This is a genomic window from Pseudomonas sp. R1-18, from assembly GCF_051132095.1.
Lineage (GTDB): Bacteria > Pseudomonadota > Gammaproteobacteria > Pseudomonadales > Pseudomonadaceae > Aquipseudomonas.
The window spans coordinates 4250364-4268437 of sequence record NZ_CP071658.1 but is presented as its reverse complement, the minus strand read 5'-3'; the positions used below and the strand labels follow the sequence as shown (position 1 = coordinate 4268437).

General features: G+C 62.7%; 15 protein-coding genes. 2 read left to right on the top strand and 13 right to left on the bottom strand.

The genetic code is table 11. From position 1 onward, the window contains the following. Nucleotides 1-91: 91 nt before the first annotated feature. On the top strand, nucleotides 92-784 hold the full coding sequence (locus tag J3P77_RS19500) for an ArsR/SmtB family transcription factor (RefSeq protein ID WP_434678206.1): 693 nt from the start codon (nucleotides 92-94) through the stop codon (nucleotides 782-784). 72 nt (nucleotides 785-856) lie between these two features. Here the strand turns inward: J3P77_RS19500 and J3P77_RS19495 are convergent, their stop codons facing one another. The 7 genes from J3P77_RS19495 to J3P77_RS19465 all read right to left on the bottom strand — a co-directional run bounded on the left by J3P77_RS19495 (nucleotide 857) and on the right by J3P77_RS19465 (nucleotide 7878). Further along, nucleotides 857-1810 carry an adenosine deaminase gene (locus J3P77_RS19495; protein WP_434678205.1) on the bottom strand — a complete coding sequence of 318 codons (954 nt, stop codon included), beginning with the start codon at nucleotides 1808-1810 and terminating at the stop codon, nucleotides 857-859. Nucleotides 1811-1899: 89 nt separating this feature from the next. Continuing rightward, entirely contained in the window at nucleotides 1900-2874 is a 975-nt protein-coding gene (locus J3P77_RS19490) for a 2-oxoglutarate and iron-dependent oxygenase domain-containing protein (RefSeq protein WP_434678204.1), read from the bottom strand. 60 nt (nucleotides 2875-2934) lie between these two features. Then, nucleotides 2935-4029, bottom strand: a complete 1095-nt coding sequence (locus J3P77_RS19485; RefSeq protein WP_434678203.1) for a BMP family ABC transporter substrate-binding protein — start codon at nucleotides 4027-4029, stop codon at nucleotides 2935-2937. 177 nt (nucleotides 4030-4206) lie between these two features. Continuing rightward, on the bottom strand, nucleotides 4207-4998 hold the full coding sequence (fecE, locus tag J3P77_RS19480; RefSeq protein ID WP_434678202.1) for a Fe(3+) dicitrate ABC transporter ATP-binding protein FecE: 792 nt from the start codon (nucleotides 4996-4998) through the stop codon (nucleotides 4207-4209). Nucleotides 4999-5002: 4 nt separating this feature from the next. Continuing rightward, the gene (locus J3P77_RS19475; protein WP_434678201.1) at nucleotides 5003-5971 is read right to left on the bottom strand and encodes an iron chelate uptake ABC transporter family permease subunit; all 969 of its coding nucleotides are present in this window, start codon (nucleotides 5969-5971) and stop codon (nucleotides 5003-5005) included. Continuing rightward, the gene (gene fecC / locus J3P77_RS19470) at nucleotides 5968-6957 is read right to left on the bottom strand and encodes an iron-dicitrate ABC transporter permease FecC (RefSeq protein WP_434678200.1); all 990 of its coding nucleotides are present in this window, start codon (nucleotides 6955-6957) and stop codon (nucleotides 5968-5970) included. The genes J3P77_RS19475 and fecC overlap by 4 nt, the downstream gene beginning before the upstream one ends. Beyond that, entirely contained in the window at nucleotides 6958-7878 is a 921-nt protein-coding gene (locus tag J3P77_RS19465) for a Fe(3+) dicitrate ABC transporter substrate-binding protein (protein WP_434678199.1), read from the bottom strand. A gap of 234 nt (nucleotides 7879-8112) precedes the next feature. On the opposite strand from J3P77_RS19465, the gene J3P77_RS19460 reads away from it, so the two are divergent. Then, nucleotides 8113-9204, top strand: coding sequence for a calcium:proton antiporter (locus J3P77_RS19460; protein WP_434678198.1), 1092 nt, complete (start codon nucleotides 8113-8115; stop codon nucleotides 9202-9204). A gap of 308 nt (nucleotides 9205-9512) precedes the next feature. Here the strand turns inward: J3P77_RS19460 and J3P77_RS19455 are convergent, their stop codons facing one another. The 6 genes from J3P77_RS19455 to J3P77_RS19430 all read right to left on the bottom strand — a co-directional run bounded on the left by J3P77_RS19455 (nucleotide 9513) and on the right by J3P77_RS19430 (nucleotide 18022). Next, on the bottom strand, nucleotides 9513-11984 hold the full coding sequence (locus J3P77_RS19455) for a hypothetical protein (protein ID WP_434678196.1): 2472 nt from the start codon (nucleotides 11982-11984) through the stop codon (nucleotides 9513-9515). Between the two features lie 92 nt (nucleotides 11985-12076). Further along, the gene (locus J3P77_RS19450) at nucleotides 12077-13432 is read right to left on the bottom strand and encodes an 8-oxoguanine deaminase (RefSeq protein ID WP_434678194.1); all 1356 of its coding nucleotides are present in this window, start codon (nucleotides 13430-13432) and stop codon (nucleotides 12077-12079) included. A gap of 130 nt (nucleotides 13433-13562) precedes the next feature. After that, the gene (locus J3P77_RS19445; protein ID WP_434678193.1) at nucleotides 13563-14249 is read right to left on the bottom strand and encodes an SDR family oxidoreductase; all 687 of its coding nucleotides are present in this window, start codon (nucleotides 14247-14249) and stop codon (nucleotides 13563-13565) included. Nucleotides 14250-14430: 181 nt separating this feature from the next. Then, nucleotides 14431-15357, bottom strand: coding sequence for an ABC transporter permease (locus J3P77_RS19440; protein ID WP_434682076.1), 927 nt, complete (start codon nucleotides 15355-15357; stop codon nucleotides 14431-14433). After that, nucleotides 15357-16457 carry an ABC transporter permease gene (locus tag J3P77_RS19435; protein WP_434678191.1) on the bottom strand — a complete coding sequence of 367 codons (1101 nt, stop codon included), beginning with the start codon at nucleotides 16455-16457 and terminating at the stop codon, nucleotides 15357-15359. Before J3P77_RS19435 ends, J3P77_RS19440 begins: the two co-directional genes overlap by 1 nt. An 11-nt stretch (nucleotides 16458-16468) precedes the next feature. Next, a complete protein-coding gene (locus J3P77_RS19430) occupies nucleotides 16469-18022 on the bottom strand; it encodes an ABC transporter ATP-binding protein (protein WP_434678190.1) in 1554 nt (517 codons plus the stop codon). Nucleotides 18023-18074 lie beyond the last annotated feature (52 nt).

Genomic DNA, 18074 nt, shown 5'->3' with positions numbered 1-18074 from the left:
AGGTTGGATCCAGATTCAACTTGGGCAAGCGTCACGCTGCCAAGTCAATAAGTCATCTCGATAGATGAATGTATCAACAGGGAGTGAATACATGGAATATGCACCTTGCATCAGCCAGATCGCGGCGTTGCTGGCCGACCCCAAGCGAAGCGCAATGATGTGGGCGTTGATGGATGGTACTGCGCGCCCTGCCGACGAGTTGGCTCTACTGGCGGGACTTTCCACTTCGTCGGCGGGCGCACATCTGGCGCGCCTTGCCAGCGGCGGGTTATTGAAGCAGGAAGCGCGCGGGCGCAAGCGTTTCTTCCGGCTGGCCGCGCCGGAAGTGGGCGCAGCCGTCGAAGCGCTGGCCAGTGCTTCGCTGGCCAGCGCCGATCAGATCAACCGGCGTGTTGCGCAACCCATGCCGCCCTTGCCGCTGCGACGCGCGCGGATTTGCGCCGATCACCTGGGCGGCGAGATGGCGGCGGAGCTTTATCAGCGCCTGTTGGAGGCAGGCTGGATCGAGCAGCAGGAGCAGCGCATCGAAGTCACCAGCAAGGGCATGATCAAGTTTGCCGAGCGCGGCATCTATGTTCCGGCGCTGGCACAGCGCAAGCGCGAAACGGTCTGCACCTGTCCGGAGTGGAGCGAGCGCAGCCCGCATCTGGGCGGCGCGCTGGGCGCGGGCCTGCTGCAGCTGTTCATTCAGATGGGCTGGCTGCGTACCACTGAAGAGTCGAGCACCCTGCAGGTGTCTTCAAGCGGGCAGCGCGAAATCAGCAAGATCGCGGCGGCGGCGTGAGTGCCGTCATGCGGGCTCCCCTCGGCCGGGCACAAGTCCCGGCGCGAGAGGTGCGCGTTCAGCTGGCGAGCGTCAAGGCTTGACCAGGCGCGCATCCAGGCTGTTCTGGGCCAGGCGTTGCGCCTGATCCTGAGTCATTCCCAGATGGGTGTACAGCGCGTGGAAGTTTTCGGTGACATAACCGCCGAAGTACGCCGGGTCATCCGAATTCACCGTGACCTTCACACCGCGTTCCAGCATATCGAGGATGTTGTGTTGCGACATGTCGTCGAACACGCACAGCTTGGTGTTGGACAGCGGGCAAACGGTGAGCGGGATCTGCTCGTCGATGATCCGCTGCATCAGGCGCTCGTCTTCGATGGCGCGTACGCCGTGGTCGATACGCTGGATTTTCAGCAGGTCCAGCGCTTCCCAGATGTACTCCGGCGGACCTTCCTCGCCAGCGTGAGCCACGGTGAGGAAGCCTTCATTGCGGGCACGGTCGAAAACGCGCTGGAACTTGCTCGGCGGGTGGCCCTTTTCGGAGCTGTCCAGCCCGACCGCCACGAACGCATCGCGAAACGGCAGCGCCTGGTCCAGGGTCTTCTCGGCTTCTTCTTCGCTCAAGTGGCGCAGGAAGCTGAGGATCAGCCCGCTGCTGACGCCCAGCTTCGCCTGACCGTCCTTCAATGCGTCGGTTATGCCGCCCAGGACCACCTCGAACGGCACGCCCCGGTCTGTGTGTGTCTGCGGGTCGAAGAACGGTTCGGTATGAATGACGTTCTGTTCCTTGCAGCGCAGCAGGTACGCCCAGGTCAGGTCGTAGAAATCCTGCTCGGTGCGCAGCACGTCAGCGCCGCGGTAATACAGGTCCAGAAATTCCTGGAGATTGTTGAAGGCGTAGGCCTTGCGCAGGGTCTCGACGTCGTCCCATGGCAAGGCGATCTTGTTGCGCTCGGCCAGGGCAAACAGCAGCTCCGGCTCAAGGGAGCCTTCCAGGTGCAAGTGCAGTTCTGCCTTGGGCAGGGCGTTCAACCAATCGTACATGTGCTTTTCTCATCAGGTGCAGATCGCCAGCATTGTACAGACGCTCGCCCGCCAACAGGGCAAAACCTGACCGAGCGTTCAGTTCTCGGTCAGGCCAGCGCGTCCTGCTCACGTCGATATGCATAGGTATCGGCAAATCGCGAAAGCAGAAACTCGGCGCACGTCGTGACCGGGTAGCGAGAGGGATTGCTTTCACTCTGGCAGCCGGGCAGGCATTCGATAAGGGTGTCCGGATGCGGTTCGGCAAAGAACGGCATGGAGTAACGATCCACCCCCAGCGGGCTGACGACACGGTGCGGCGTGGACACATACCGGTCGTTGCTCCAGCGCGCCATCATGTCGCCAAGATTGACCACGAAAGTACCCTCGATGGGCGGCGCATCGATCCATTCGCCGCGCACGTCCCGAACCTGCAAGCCGCCCGCGGCATCCTGATACAGCAGCGTGATGCAGCCGTAATCGGTGTGTGCGCCGGCCCCCTGTTGCTCGGCCGAAGTCGCGGTATGCCGTGGCGGATAATGAATCATGCGCAACACACTGACCGGCTCCTCAAAGCGCTGGTCGAAGAAATCCCGCTCGATCCTCAGCGCCAGTGTCATCGCCCGCAGCAGCGTTTGCGCCAGCGCCTGCATGTCGAGGTAATGCTGCTCCATCAGCGCTTCCCAACCGGGCATGTCCGGATGGCGGTTCGGCCCGCGCAGTGGTTTGCCGGCCAGCACTTCCGGATGGTCGGCAGGCAGGTGCAGACCCATGTCGAAGGTTTCCTTCAGATCACTGGGCAGGTCAGGGTCCAACTGCTCGGTGGCAATCGCGCCGTAACCGCGGTGATGGGTGCTCCGGGTGATATCGATGCGCAATTTGTCTTCCATCGGCCAGGCGAAAAACGCCTTGGCCAATGCCTGCACTTGCTCGATCCGTTGCGCGGTAATCGGGTGGCCCTTGATGTAGAAAAAACCCCACTCGCGGCACGCGGCGTCGATGCGGCCCGCGATGTCGTGCCAGGCTTGAGTTTCGGTGTCGGCGCTGTAGAGCGGGGCGATGTCGATGATGGGTAACTGGTTCATGGACCGTTCCTGAAATCCATTGGGTATGCGGACCGCGCCAGGCACGGTCCGGCAGGCGAGTTACTTGGGCAGCTCGGCGCTGATGCCTTCGACGTAGTAGTTCATCGAGGCCAGCTCGGCGGTGGTTGCAACCGCGCCCGCGGGGATTCTCACAGTGCCGGTCTGATCCTTGATCGGGCCGGTGAACGGGTGGAACTCGCCGCTTTCGATACTGGCCTTGATCTTCAGCGCTTCGGCCTTGATGTCCGCCGGCACGATGTCGCTGATCGGCAGTTCAACCGTGCCTTCCTTCAGGCCGCCCCAGTAATCCTGCGGCTTCCAGGTGTTGTTGATCACGCCCTCGGCGGCCTGGATGTAATGCGGGCCCCAGTTGTTGACGATGGAGGTCAGTACCGCTTTGGGCCCGAAGTGCGCCATGTCCGAGGCATAACCCACCGCGTACACACCGCGCCGCTCGGCCGTCTGGATCGGTGCCGGACTGTCGGTGTGCTGGAAGACCACATCCACGCCCTGATCGATCAGGGCGTTGGCCGCATCGGCTTCCTTGCCCGGATCGAACCACGAGTTGACCCACACCACCTTGATCTCGGTGCCGGGGTTGTATTTGTTCAAGGCCAGCTGGATGGCATCGATATCGCGCAGGACTTCGGGAATCGGGAACGAAGCGACATAGCCGATCTTTCTGGTCTTGGTCATTTTCGCGGCAATGTAGCCGCCTACGTAGCGGCCTTCATACGTGCGCGCCAGGTAGGTGCCCATGTTCTTGTCCTGCTTGTAGCCGGTGGCGTGCTCGAACTTCACCTTGGGAAATTGCCTGGCGACCTTGAGCGTCGGGTTCATATAGCCGAAGGACGTGCTGAAAATCAGGTCGTAGCCACCCTTGGCCATGTTGCGGATGACCCGCTCGGCGTCGGCACCTTCTGGCACGTTTTCCACAAAGCTGCTGCCGACCTTGTCGCCCAGCGCCTCGACCATCGCCTTGCGGCCCTGTTCGTGCTGGTAAGTCCAGCCGTGGTCGCCAATCGGACCGATGTAAACGAAGCCGACTTTCAGAGGGTCCGCAGCGGCGGCATGCAGACTCGCGCCCAGCCCGACGACAGCGGCCATGGCACACAGCAGTTTTTTCAAAGGACGACGTGGGTGGGTCAGATGCATCGGGTCAGGCTCCTTGCGGTCATGTTGGCGTACCGGCAATCGGTGATCCACCGAGCGGGATAAGCCATCAATGCAAAAAATTGACCAACAGGACAAGTTATGACGCCACCGCGCTTGCAACGGCGAAAGGCTCTGACTGGATGCAGCGCGACGGTGCGGACGCCCGCCCGGACGCTGCTAACTGGTGCAGCGAGTGCTGCGTTCGACAATACACATCGGCGTGCCCGCCACCGGCTCGCGCAGGATTTGCACCTGAACATCGAAGACCTGGCAGACCAGTTCGGCATTCAGCACGTCTTCGGGTGCGCCGCTGGTCACCAGTCGACCAGCCTGCATCACGGCCAGATGGTCGGCGTAGCGGCAGGCCTGATTGATGTCGTGCAGAACGGTGACCACTGTCTTGCCTTCGGCACTGAGCTGGCGCATCAGGTCCAACAGTTCGACCTGATGGCTGATGTCCAGATAGGTGGTGGGTTCATCGAGCAGTACGATGGCGGCATCCTGCGCCAGAATCATCGCCAGCCAGGCGCGCTGCCGTTGCCCGCCGGACAGATCGGAGAGCGGGCGTTCGGCGAGGGTATCGAGCTCCATGCGTTGCAAGGCCTGATCGACGCGGGTTCGGTCTGCACCGCTCAAGCGCCCCCACAGACTGTTGTGCGGGCTGCGCCCGTAGGCCACCAGTTGCCGCACGCTCACACCTTCGGGAATCGGCAGAACTTGCGGCAAAAAGGCGATCTTGCACGCCAGCTCGCGGGCCGAAATCCGGGCGTAGGCCTGGCCGTCCAGAGTCAGGCTGCCCGACTGCGGCGTGAGAATGCGGGCGAAAGCCTTCAGCAAGGTGGACTTGCCACAGCCATTGGGGCCGATCAGCGCCGTGACCTTGCCCGGTGGCGGACTGAACGACAGGTCTTGCACGATGCGCGTCGCGCCGTAACCGATGTCGAGTTGCCGCGCCTGAAGAATGCTCATGGGTTCAACCTTTGAATCGTGCCAGCAGCCAGAGGAAGTACGGCGCACCGATCACGGCGGTGAGAATGCCGGCCGGAATTTCGCTCGGGGCGATCAGCGTCCGGCCCAGCGTATCGGCCAGCACCAGCAGCAGTGCGCCCAACAGCATTGATGCGGGCAACAGGTATTGATGATGCCCGCCCACCAGACGCCGGGCCATGTGCGGTGCTACCAGCCCGACAAAACCCACCGGTCCGATGATGCCCACGCCCAGACTGGTCAGCAGTACCGCGCAGCTCATCGCCAGCCAGCGTATGCGCTTGAGGCGGGTGCCCAGGGTTTGTGCGGCTTCGTCGCCCAGGCCGATCAGGTTCAGCGGCTTGGCCAACAGCAGTCCCGCTGGAATCAGCAGCAGAAACGGTAGCGCCAGCTGCACATGGTGCCAGTTGCGACTCCACAGACTGCCGGTCAGCGCCAGCAGCGCGGTATTGATGTCCAGTGGGTTGGACAGAATCAGGAACTCAGTGATGCTCGACAGCGTGACTGCGATGGCTACGCCTGACAGGGCAAAACGCACACCGGAAAACTGCACGCCCGTGTTATATACCGCCAGCAGCAGTGCGCCCGCCGCGCCGCCGAGGCAGGCCACCAACGGCAGCCAGACGATGGGCAGCTGCGGCATACCGATGATGGCGACGGTCAGCGCCACGCCCGCGCCCTGGGTCACCCCGAGAATTTCCGGCGATGCCAGCGGATTGCGAATCACGCCTTGCACGATGGCACCGGCCAGGCCGAACGCAGCACCGGTCACTATGGCGATCAGGCCGCGCGGCAAGCGGTGATTCCAGACTTCGAAATCCTTGCTGTCATGAGCGATCAAATGCCCAAGCACCGCGTCGGGCGTCAGCCAGACCGTGCCCGCGCTCAGGCTTACAGCGACGGCGAGCAGCAACAGCCCGAGCAGGATCAGCAGCCTCGTAGCCGATCGGTTCATAGCGCGCGCCTGGCGAGAAACAGGAAGAACGGTGCGCCGATCAGCGCCGTGACCACACCGGCCGGGGTTTCGGCGGGGAAGGCGACGGCACGGCTGATCAGATCTGCCGCCAGCACAATCGCCGCGCCCAGACCCGCGCTCACCGGGATCAGCCAGCGGTAATCATTGCCGAGCCATTGACGGGCAATGTTCGGCGCAATCAACCCGACGAAGCCGATCGGGCCAACGGCGCAGACGCTGGCGCCGACCAGCAGCAGGCTGACGACGAATACCAGCAGGCGCAGCGGCCCGATGCGCACGCCCAGCGAGCGTGCGGCGTCTTCGCCCAGGTTGATCAGGTTGAGACGCGGCGCGCAGGCGATGGCCAGCAACACGCCAATTAGCGTGCAAGGCCACAACAATTGCAATTGGCTGGCACCGACGTTGGCCAGCGAACCGGCCAGCCAGTTGAGCACGCTCTGTGCCTGCGCTTCGACGAGGATCACCGTCAGTCGAGTCAGCGCCGCACAAAGCGCGGCGACCGCGACCCCGGCCAGCACCAGCCGACCCTGAGCGGCACTTGGCGACCAGGCGCCACCCAGGCTGAAGACCGTGATCCACGCCAGAGCGCCACCCAGGCATGTCATCAGCAGTGCGCCGCCCGGGAAGGGCAATGCGATCAGATCGGTGGAAAACAGCGCCAGACCCAGCGCCGCGCCAGCGGTCACGCCGAACAGGGAAGGGGACGCAAGCCGGTTGCGGGTGATGCCTTGCATCAAGGCACCGGCCACGCCGAGGCAGGCCCCGACCAATGCCGCGCACAGAGCTCGCGGTACGCGCAGTTGCGCGACCACGTAGGCGATATTGCTGCCGCCCTGGCCTTGCGCGACCAGACCGCTCCACGCGTCCGCGCGCGTAATGTCGAACGGCGACAAGGCGAACAGCGATACCCAGAACAGGCCCAGACAGGTAGCGGCAATGGCGGCCGTCAGCAACCAGCGGCGCATTTATGGATTCAGCGCGGCCTTGCCGCCTTTGAGAATGGCCAGTGCATCATCGGCAATCTGTTCGGACGCCATGATCCCGCGGTTGCGCGCCCAGCTGTCGCCATCGACTTCAGCGACCTGCTTGTTGCGCACCGCGCCGAGTACCTGCCACAGCGGCTGCTTGCTCCAGCTGTCCACCAGGCTGGGACGGCGGTAGTGACCGACCAGCAGCCAGGCCGGATCCAGCGCCAGCAGTTGTTCAAGGCTGACTAACTCGGTAGGCGCGGCGTTCTTGCGTACTTCCGGAACCTGCAAACCGATGGCCTGCAATACGCTGCCGGCGTAGGAGTGGGGGCCGTGGACCGAGAAGCTGTCTTCACGGGCAACGCCGAACAGCACCTTGGCGCCCGCCGGGATCTGCGCCGCAATCTGCTTGAGATGTTGCTGGTTTTCCGCGATCCGCGCCTGCATTTGCGGGCCTTTGCCCAATGCGGTGCCGATCACCGCAGCGGATTTGAGGCTGCCCTGATAGTCCTCGCCACGTGATTGCAGCATCAGGGTCGGCGCGAGGCTGGACAGGTCGTTGTAAAGCGCTTGATGACGACCGAGGTCAGCAATGATCAGGTCAGGCTTGAGGCGCGCGATCACTTCGATATTGGGCTGCGAACGCAGGCCTACCGATTGCCATTCGCCGATTGCCTGACGTGCCTTGGGCAAAACCCGATTGGCGTCGCCATCATCAGCCGCGCCCACCGGCGTCACGCCGACAGAGGCCAGGCTGTCGAGAAACGAAAATTCCAGCACCACCACGCGCTTGGGGGTGTCGGGCAAGTGGACCTTGTGTTGTCCGTCGTCGATGTCGATGGGAGCTGCCTGAAGGGCGCTGGCTGACAGCGTCAACAAGGCACCGGCCACCAGTTGCAGGAGTCGCGAATTGCGCATGACGATTTACCCCTTTGCTGTAGCAAGAACTTCGCGCCAGAAGGGCCGCGAATCAAAACGGCGGGCACTATTTCATATCGTGACGGCAGGATCAAAAGTCATTTGCGGCTGGATGCGGTTCTCATCCTGGCGGATCGTTGAAACCTTTTGTCACAGCCCGCACTCTCAACGACTTCATTGACTATTACCTGAAAAGGTGTCGTGCGGCGATCTGTCGCAGTGATCGGGAACAACATGGGCACACTGTTAAAGCAAGAAGCGTTTCTCCTTCTGGCCATCGTGGCGACCTGCGTCGCTTACCCTCTGGAGCACTGGTTGCTGGGCAACGGGCAAGTGGTGGCGCTGGTCGCAGGCCTAGTGCTGGTCGGTTTCATCATCTGCGCCTCGATGCGTGTCGCGCACCATGCGGAGGTGCTGGCCGAAAAAGTCGGCGACCCTTACGGCACGATGATCCTGACCCTGTCTGCCGTGCTGGTGGAAGTAGTGATCCTGGCGATCATGATGAGTAACGAACCTTCGCCGACGCTGGTGCGCGACACAATTTATTCGGCAGTCATGCTGGACATCAACGGCATCCTCGGCCTGGCCGCGCTGATGGGCGGGCTCAAGCATGGCGAGCAATCCTATAACGATGATTCCGCGCGCACTTACAGCGTGATGATCCTGACCGCCATGGGCGTGTCGATGGTCGTGCCGGAGTTCATCCCCAGCGAGAAATGGAAGCTGTATTCGGCGTTCACCATTGGCGCGATGATCGTGCTGTACACCTTGTTCCTGCGCATGCAGGTCGGTCCGCACAGTTACTTCTTCAGCTACAACTACCCGGAAAAGAAAAAACGCCAGGAGCCGCTCGAAGGCCACAGCGAACCGGTCAATCTCACTCGCTCCATCGCCACGCTGGTGCTGGGCGTGGTGGTGATCGGGGCTTTGGCGGAAGTCATGTCCAAGGCGGTCGACCTCGGGCTCGAAGGTACAGGCGCACCGCCGGTGATGACGGCGATTCTGGTGGCGGTGATCTCCGCTGCTCCCGAGATTCTCACGGCACTGCGCGCGGCATTGGCCAACCGCATGCAGTCGGTAGTAAACATCGCGCTCGGCGCTTCGCTGTCGACCGTCATCCTGACTGTACCGGCCATGGAAGCCATGGCGCTTTACAGCGGGCAGCCGTTCCAAATGGCGATGACCCCGGTGCAGACGGTGATGATCGTTATCACCTTGCTGGTCAGCGCGATCAACCTCAACGATGGCCAGACCAACGCCATCGAAGGCATGACCCACTTCGTCCTGTTCGCGACCTTTATCATGTTGTCGTGTCTGGGGTTGTAGCTGGAAGTTGTGATTACAGGGTCAAGATCTTCAGTTCCCGGTAGATCGCTATAGCCAGCAAGCTGGCTCCCACAAAGATCGTGTTTGGCGCAGCTCGCAGCACTTGTAGGAGCCAGCTTGCTGGCGATCTGGCGCGAAGCGGCAGTAAACCACCTCACCTGAAAAAGGGGGTTGTAGCTGGAAGCTGTGGTTACATGCTCACGATTGCCGGCATCCGGTGTGTCGCTATCGCCAGCAAGCTGGCTCCTACAAGTGGTGCGTCAAATAAGCTCCACCCAAAAATTATTCATCACAAACCGCGCTCCTGCTCACGACTGCCAGTAAACCAGCGGAGCCTTGTCCAGCGCTTTCCACAGCGGCACGTGTTGCTGCTGCGAGGCGGGCAACCAGATGCCGTCATGTTCGACCAGTTGCTCTGCGGGCAAGGCCAGCAGTTCGGTCAGTCTCAAGCGGGTCACTCGACCTTTATCTGCTCGGTCTCTCGGTTCCCAGTCCTCTTCGAACGTTCGTACATGCAGCCGCTCGCTGTCGAACTGCTCGAATTGCGGCATATTGCCCAACGGATGAGGATAAAGCCTGAGCGTCCGCTCTCTGACATCCAGCAGCATTAACTGCCAGCTGCGTTCCATCCCGGCTTGCATGCGGGTAAGCGCCAGATATCGGGCGTCCGCCGACCAGATGAGCGACGGCGCCAGATCTTCGACAGCGCAGCCCGAAGCTGTCAGAAGGCAGCCTCCCAATCGGCCGGACGACGCCCGTAGCCAGCTGTCGGCGTATTCGGTTTCGCAACCGAACATCCACGCGGCATCGTTTCCGTTCGGAGCCGGCTGAACGAAGTCGCCGTCGGCGTTGGCCACTTGCGGCTCGGCGGCCAACCGCCACTGCGGCTTCAGGCGTAAACCGTCGGTATCGATGTCCAGCTCCGCGACTTCGTAGAACGGACGCGAGTCATCGCGATGTTCACAAAACCGTGCCGCCACGTCGGCGGGCGGTGCCGCCTGGTTGTAACGCTGCAGAGGCGAGCTTTGCAGGTTCCCGCTCAGGCGGCCCACCACGCGCGCCAGGCTGAGCCTGCCACGCTGGAAGTCCAGCAGACGCGCTACCTGCAATGGCGGGCTTTCAAGCAATCGGCGCTGCCTGACATCCGCGACCACCACTCTGTCCGCGCTGGCTGGCGGGCGGGTGAACGGGACCAGGGCCAGATACCTGCCGCAGTCTGACACGCGATGATCGAGCAACCACAGGCCTGGCAGCACCCAGTCGCCAACGACACATGCGTAACCCCCAAGCCCGAGGCTGTTGTCGCACTGCCAGATCAGACGCGCGCGAACATCGCCGTGCAACCCGGCCGTTTCGATCTGGCTGCTGCCGCGCTCGCCCGTCCCGCTCAGCGGCATCAGCAGGCGCACGCGCGTCAACGGTCGGCTGGTGATCTGCATGCGCCCTTGAGCATCGTGGCCGAACTGGGTTTCGGTGTCGCTGTGGATGCTTTGCAAGCCATAGCCGTAACGGCCACGGTCTGGCTGCGGGAAATCTATATAGGCAGCGATGCGCAGGTGCCGACCGTCCAGTTCTACCGGTTCGCTCCAGTGCAGCGAGGGCTCGCTTTCATGGCTTACCCACGGCTGAGGCAACGTGCTCCAGCCACCGTCAATCCGCCAGTAGCGGTAACTGAGGCGCTGCTCACCGGCTTCCCGCGCCAGCACGCACAACGCATCGCCGTCGGCGCGCCAGATGGGCGGCGAGGTCACGTAGAACTGAAACGGAGTCGGTTCTGCATCGAGACTCAGCTGGTAATACGGATAGCGCAGCGCGTCGAGAGGTTGCTCCAGATTGCGCAAGCTGGCTGGCAGGCTGAGTCGGCCCTCGACCCTGTGCCGGCGATACGGGCCTGGGTATTCACACTGCGCACCGCTCATGTCCGCCACCCAGGTGGATGGCTCCACCCAGATATCGGCGATGGGAATCAGCTTTACCGCTTGGGAAGATTTCAGCAGCTCGGCCAGCTCGATCTCGTAAGTGCCGTTGTCGATCAGTGGGCTGCAGCGGCCGACCAAATGTGTTTCGGTGAACTCGTCGAGTTCCCAGAACCTGTCCAGATCGCTGTGATAGACCGTCCTGGATTCGCGGTCGAGTATCATCAATCCCCAACTGCCGCGTGAGGGCAACGCGGCAGCGAAATAACGGCCATCCAGGGAGAAGCGCGCCGAGGAGCCCACGCCTTGCAGCAGGACGCCATCCGGGAACAGGTAGTCGCAGTAGGTCGGGCCGCCCATGGCGATCTCCCCATGGTTGAACACCCGAATCGGATCGCCTTCGGGCGTTTCCAGCGGTTCGTCCCCGCCCCAGGCGCTGGCGCGATCAGCAAGATCCGCAGATGCCTCGCGTGGCCTGGGTGTTGCCTTGACCGGCTCCGCCGGCATCGCCAGCCCAAGTCTGCGCTCACATTTGCCGACCAGCGCCAGCCCGCCGAACAACACGACCGCCGCCGCTGCCACGTTCCAGTAATCGGGCAAGGTGCGACCGACGCTGAACGCCAGGCCGATTACTGCTGAACTGCACAGCTGAACCAGCAGACGCGCAATGCTTACCCAGCCCATCCAGGCGCTGAGCCCGGTCAGCGCGGCGCAGGCGAGAACCACCAGCAGGCCTTGCAATGGCGGCAGCAGCGCGAGCGCAGCAATCGGACCGATCAGGAGCAGCAGTTGCCAGGCCAGATCGATCAACAGGCGGCCGAGCGATTTTTCATCCTGATCGGGAGCGGAAGCGGAATTGGGCACGGTAGCTGGCCGGGTTGCTGAAGGAAGCGACACTCTAGCGAATCGGAATTCAAACTGGCGTCGATCCGTTCACACACCTAAGCGATCCTGACTCAGACTTGCAACAAGCGTCTCGCTGCCTGACGATGCGTAGCGATCAATCCAGCCATATCCAGCCCTTCGACCTGCCCGTCGATCACGCGCCAGCGACCTCCGATCATCACCCGGTCCGCTTTGTCCGCACCGCACAGCAACAAGGCCGAAAGCGGATCGTGGCTGCCGGAGAAGCGCAGCTCATCCAGCTTGAACAGGGCCAGATCCGCCTGTTTGCCGACCGCCAGCTCGCCGATATCGGTACGTCCCAGCAGCTGCGCCGAGCCTTTGGTGGCCCAGCCCAGAACCCGCTTCGGAGTGATGCTTTGCGCGCCGTAACGTAGCCGTTGGAGGTACAGTGCCTGCCGTGCTTCGAGGATCATGTTCGAGGCGTCGTTGGACGCAGAACCGTCGACACCCAGACCCAGCGGCGCGCCGGCCGCAATCAGGTCCAGCGTCGGACAGATGCCCGACGCCAGACGCATGTTCGAGCTGGGGCAATGACAGACGCCGGTTCCGGCCGCGCCGAGCCGGGCGATTTCCTGTGGGTTGAAATGAATGCCGTGGGCCAGCCAGGTGCGCGGGCCTAGCCAGCCGACGCTGTCCAGATAATCCACGGTACGCAGGCCGAAGCGTTGCAGGCAGAAATCTTCTTCGTCGAGAGTTTCCGCCAGATGCGTATGCAGCCGCACGTCCAGCCGTTCGGCCATTGCGGCACTCTCGACCATGATGTCTGGCGTGACGGAGAAAGGTGAGCAGGGCGCCAGCGCGATCTGGATCTGCGCGCCATCGCCGCGCTGGTGATAGCGCTCGATCAGGCGCTGACTGTCAGCCAGTATCACTTCGGCCTGTTGCACCGTGTGCTGCGGTGGCAGACCGCCGTCCGCTTCGCCCAGGCTCATCGAGCCACGACTGAGCATGGCGCGCATGCCCAGCTCGCGCACGCTCTCGACCTGAACGTCGATGGCCTGTTCCAGCCCGTCGGGAAACAGATAGTGGTGATCTGCCGCCGTGGTGCAACCGGACAGCAATAGCTCCACCAACGCAACGGTACTGGCAACGCGCAGTTGCTCGGGCGTCAGTCGCGCCCATACCGGGTACAGGGTCTTGAGCCAGGGAAACAGCGGCTGATTGACCACCGGTTCCCAGGCGCGAGTCAGCGTTTGATAAAAGTGGTGATGGGTGTTGATCAGCCCTGGCAGCAGCACGTGCTCGCGGGCATCGAAGACCTGTGCACAGGGCGCTGCTGGGGTCTGACCGGCAGCCAGCACTTCGACGATCAGCCCGCCGTCGATCACCAGACCGCCACGGGCGTCCAGTTCGTTGGCAGTGAAAGCGGCAAGGGGATTTTTCAACCAGGTACGAATCGCAGACATGGGCGGCTCTTCTGAAAATGGGTTCAGGGTTAGCCAGCTCAGTGTTGCCCTGTCTGCTGATCCAGGGTGTGCGCGTCAGTTTAGCGGGGTGGCCGATTGTCGAGCAATCGGCCCATTCGCGCGTGGACGGTTACCAGGGGATCGTCTCGCCCTTGTAGTTGATGAAATGGTGTCCGCCCTTCCCAGCGTAAGCCTTGAGCTGCTGGACCAGGCCGGTGGTGCTGGTGTGCACGTCGATGTCCGCGCCTTCGCCGCCCATGTCGGTCTTTACCCATCCGGGATGCAGCGAAAGAACCGTCGGACGTGATTCGCCCAGCTGACTGACGAAGGTATTGGTCATCGAGTTGAGCGCTGCCTTGCTGGCTTTATACAGCGCAAGGTCTGCTCCTTCAGGGCACGCGACGCTGCCGAGCACCGAACTCATGAAGGCCAGAACGCCGGTCTCGGGACGGATCTGCTCGATCAGCCGCTCGGCCAGCCGAATCGGCGCGACCGCATTGGTGAGGAACAGCTGGCCCAGTTCGGCAGCGGTCGATTGGGCAGCGGTCTGGTGTCTGGGGCCGATAATCCCGGCGTTGACGAAGAGCACATCGAACACTTCGCCCTTGAGCTTTTGCATCAGCACTTCGAGCGAGGCGATTTCGTCGATATCCACCGTCTCGATGCGCACCCCGGACAGGGCTTTCAAATCGGCGGCCTTGTTAGGGTCGCGAACTGTCGCGGTAACGTCCCAGCCCTGCTCGGTAAGGCGCTGCACCAGCCCTAGCCCCAGGCCTCTGGATGCACCGATGATCAGCGCGGTTTTGTTAGTGGTCATGCAAAACTCCTTGGCAGTAAGTACAGGCCTCGTCCAGTGTTCGGCAACATGCTGGCCAATTTCGTTCAGCCGAGGCGCGGGCGCGGGCCGAACATTGAACAGCACCTGCGGCTCTGTTTCCACAGCGTAGCCTTGATAGCCGCCGGCGCGGTGTCATGGCTTGTTTATGAACTGGCGATCATCAGTGCCCTGCGCGCCACGGTTGACCGAGCGAGAGCGGCGCGTACAGCCGGGTCCGCACGGCATCGCGTGACAGCAGAACAAGAACCAGGATGGTCGCCACGTACGGCAACATCGCCAGCAGATTGGACGGGACTGCCAGCCCGATCCCCTGAGCCACCAAATGCAGGATACTCGCGAGGCCGAACAGCCAGGCGCCCAGCAGCAGGCGCCAGACCCGCCAGCTGGCGAATACCACCAATGCCAGAGCGATCCAGCCACGACCGGCGCTCATGTTCTCGGCCCACATCGGTGTGTAAGCCAGTGACAGATAAGCGCCGGCGAGCCCCGCCATCGCGCCGCCGAACAGCACTGCCAGCGTGCGCACTCGCAGCACCGGCAAGCCCATGGCGCTGGCGGCATCAGGGTTTTCGCCGACAGCCTGAATGATCAGGCCGACGCGACTTTTCAGCAGCGCCCAGGCCACCAGAGCGAACAGCGCAAACGAGAGGTAAACCAGAACATCCTGTGCAAACAGCATGCGCCCGATCAACGGGATGTCGCTTAAAAACGGAAGCGCCACCGGCTCGAAACCGTGCAGCGGCTTGCCGACCCAGGCCGCGCCGACGAAGCTGGACAGGCCTACGCCGAAGATCGTCAGTGCCAGCCCGGTCGCCACCTGATTGGCGTTGAACACCAGGGCCACCACCGCAAACAGTGCCGACAACAGCATCCCGGCGAGCATCGCCAGCAGTACACCGAGCCACAGGTTGCCGGTGCTCAGGCCGATAATGAAGCCGACGACCGCGCCGAACAGCATCATGCCTTCCTGGCCCAGATTGATCACGCCGCTTTTCTCGCAGATCAGCTCGCCCAGCGCTACCAGCAGCAGCGGCGTACCGCAGCGCACCATGGCATAGAAGATATTGCTCAGCAGATCGATGTCCATCATGCGACTCCTGCGACGGGTGCCATGCGGCGTCTTGCCCAGCGCATGTTCAGGCGCGGGCGGTAAAGGATCAGTACGTCGCAGGCCAGCAGGAAGAACAGCATCATCCCTTGAAACAACTGCGTGATGGCTGGCGGCAGGTTCAAGGCCATCTGCGCCTGTTCGCCGCCCAGGTACAGCAGGGCGATCAGCAGGCTGGAGAACAGAATGCCCAGCGGGTTGAGGCGCCCGAGAAACGCGACTGTGATGGCGGCATAGCCATAACCTGGCGACACCTGCGGGACGAGCTGGCCAATCGGGCCGGTGACTTCGCATACGCCGGCCAGACCGGCCAATGCACCGCTGATCAGCAGCGCCAGCCACACCAGGCGTTTTTCCCTGAACCCCACGAAGCCGGCCGCCCGCTTGTCCAGCCCGAGCACTTTGATCTGGAAACCGACGAAGCTGCGCTGCAGCAGCACCCAGACAATCACCAGCGCCAGTAGCGAGAAGTAGACGCCGACATGGGCGCGACCGTCCTCCATCAGCAGTGGCAGACGACTGGCATCGCCGAAGCTGGCCGACTCGGGGAAGTTCATGCCGGCCGGGTCCTTGAGTGGGCCGTGGACCGAATACAACAGCAGATTCAGCGCGATGTAATTGAGCATGATGCTGGTAAGGATTTCGTTGGCATTGAAATGCGTTCGCAGCCACGCGGTCAGCCCGGCCCAGGCCGCACCGGCCAGGATTCCGGCGATCAGGATCAAGACCAGCGCCCAGCGGCTCTGCATGTCGATCAGGTTGACCGCCACGGCGCTGCCGGCCAGCGCGCCCAGCAATAGCTGACCCTCGGCACCGATGTTCCAGATCCGCGCTTGATAGGCTACCGCGAGTCCCAGGGCGCAGAGCAAGATCGGCAGAGTCTTGACCATTAGCTCCGACAGGCCGTAAAGGTCGCTGACCGGTGCGATCAACAGCGTGTGCAGCGTCACCAACGGGTCGAGCCCCAGCGCAATGAACAGCAATGAGCCGCACACCAGGGTCAGGACCGCGGCCAGCAAGGGCGAGCCCCATAACATGGCGCGCGACTGCTGACCGCGCGGTTCCAGAGAAAGCAGCATCTTTTGCTCCGTTAGCCCAGCGCGGCGGCTTGGGGGTGAGAATGATCGAACTGTCCCGCCATCCAGCCGCCGACCTGCACGACGCACGTCTGCCCGGCAGGCACGGGGTCTGAAAGTCTGCCGCTGCTCAGCGCGGCGATGCGGTCGCTGATCTGGAACAGCTCGTCGAGATCCTCGGATATCACCAGGATCGCCGCACCGGCGTCACGCAAGGCGATCAGCGCTCGGTGAATAGCCGCCGCAGCGCCGACGTCCACGCCCCAGGTCGGGTGAGCCGCGACCAGCAGCCTGGGGTTTTGCAGAATTTCGCGACCGAGAATGAATTTCTGCAGATTGCCGCCGGAGAGGCTGCGCGCCGCTGCCTGCTCGTCAGGCGTCTTGACGGCGAAGCGGCGGATGATTTCCTGCGCCAGCGCGCGAACCTTGCCGCGCTGGACCAGCCCTTTGCTGACCAGACCTTGCTGATAAGCGGTGAGCAGAGCGTTGTCGCTCAGGCTCAGATCCGGGACGGCACCGTGCCCCAGGCGCTCGGCGGGCACGAATGCCAGGCCGAGCTTGCGACGCGCATCGGGCCGCAGATCGCCGACTGCGGTACCCGCGAACCGCAGGGTCGCCGCCTGCTCTCTGGAAAGCCGTTGCTCGCCGCTGAGCAAACCGAGCAATTCGTCCTGGCCGTTGCCCGCAACGCCAGCGATACCGAGGATTTCCCCGGCGCGCACCTCAAGACTGATATCGCGCAGTGAACAGCCAAACGGATCAGGGTTGTGCCACGACAATTTGTCGATCTGCAGGAACGGAGCGCCGCCGCTGGCCTTTTCGTAGCGTGCGGTCAGTCCTTCGGCATCGCCTACCATCAGCCGCGCCAGCTCCAGATCCGTGCTGGCCGACGGCACGCAATGCCCGGAAACCTGGCCTGCGCGCAGTACGGTTGCGGTGTGACACAGTGCGCGCACTTCAGCCAGCTTGTGGCTGATGAATAGAATGCTGCAGCCTTCGGCGGCAAGACGTCGAAGCGTGACGAACAATTCGTCAGCCTCCTGCGGTGTCAGTACCGAGGTAGGCTCATCAAGGATCAGCAAGCGAATGTCCTGCATGAGGCAGCGGATGATCTCGACTTTCTGCCGCTCGCCAATCGACAGGCTGTGGACCAGACGCTGAGGCTCAAGCGCCATTCCGTAACGCCGCGAAACCTCGCGAATGCGCGGTTCCAGCTGCTTCGGCGTGCCGGCTGCCGAGCCCATGGCCAGCGCGATGTTCTGTGCAACGGTCAAAGTCTCGAACAGGGAAAAATGCTGGAACACCATGCCGATGCCCAGGCTCCGCGCCTGTGCAGGATTGCGCATCACCAGCGGCTGGCCTTCCCAGACGATGGAGCCCGCATCCGGCTGGGTGACGCCGTAGATGATCTTCATCAACGTGCTCTTGCCCGCGCCGTTTTCACCGAGCAAGGCGTGGATTTCACCGGGCTGGATGCTCAGGTCGATGGCATCGTTGGCCACGCATCCCGGATAGCGTTTGGTGATATGGCGCAAGTGCAGGCGCGGTGGCGTTGCGTGGTTTGGCATGACTGGCCCTGATCCCGGAAAGGTCTGGGTCGAGCAAAGCAAAATCCTGGCC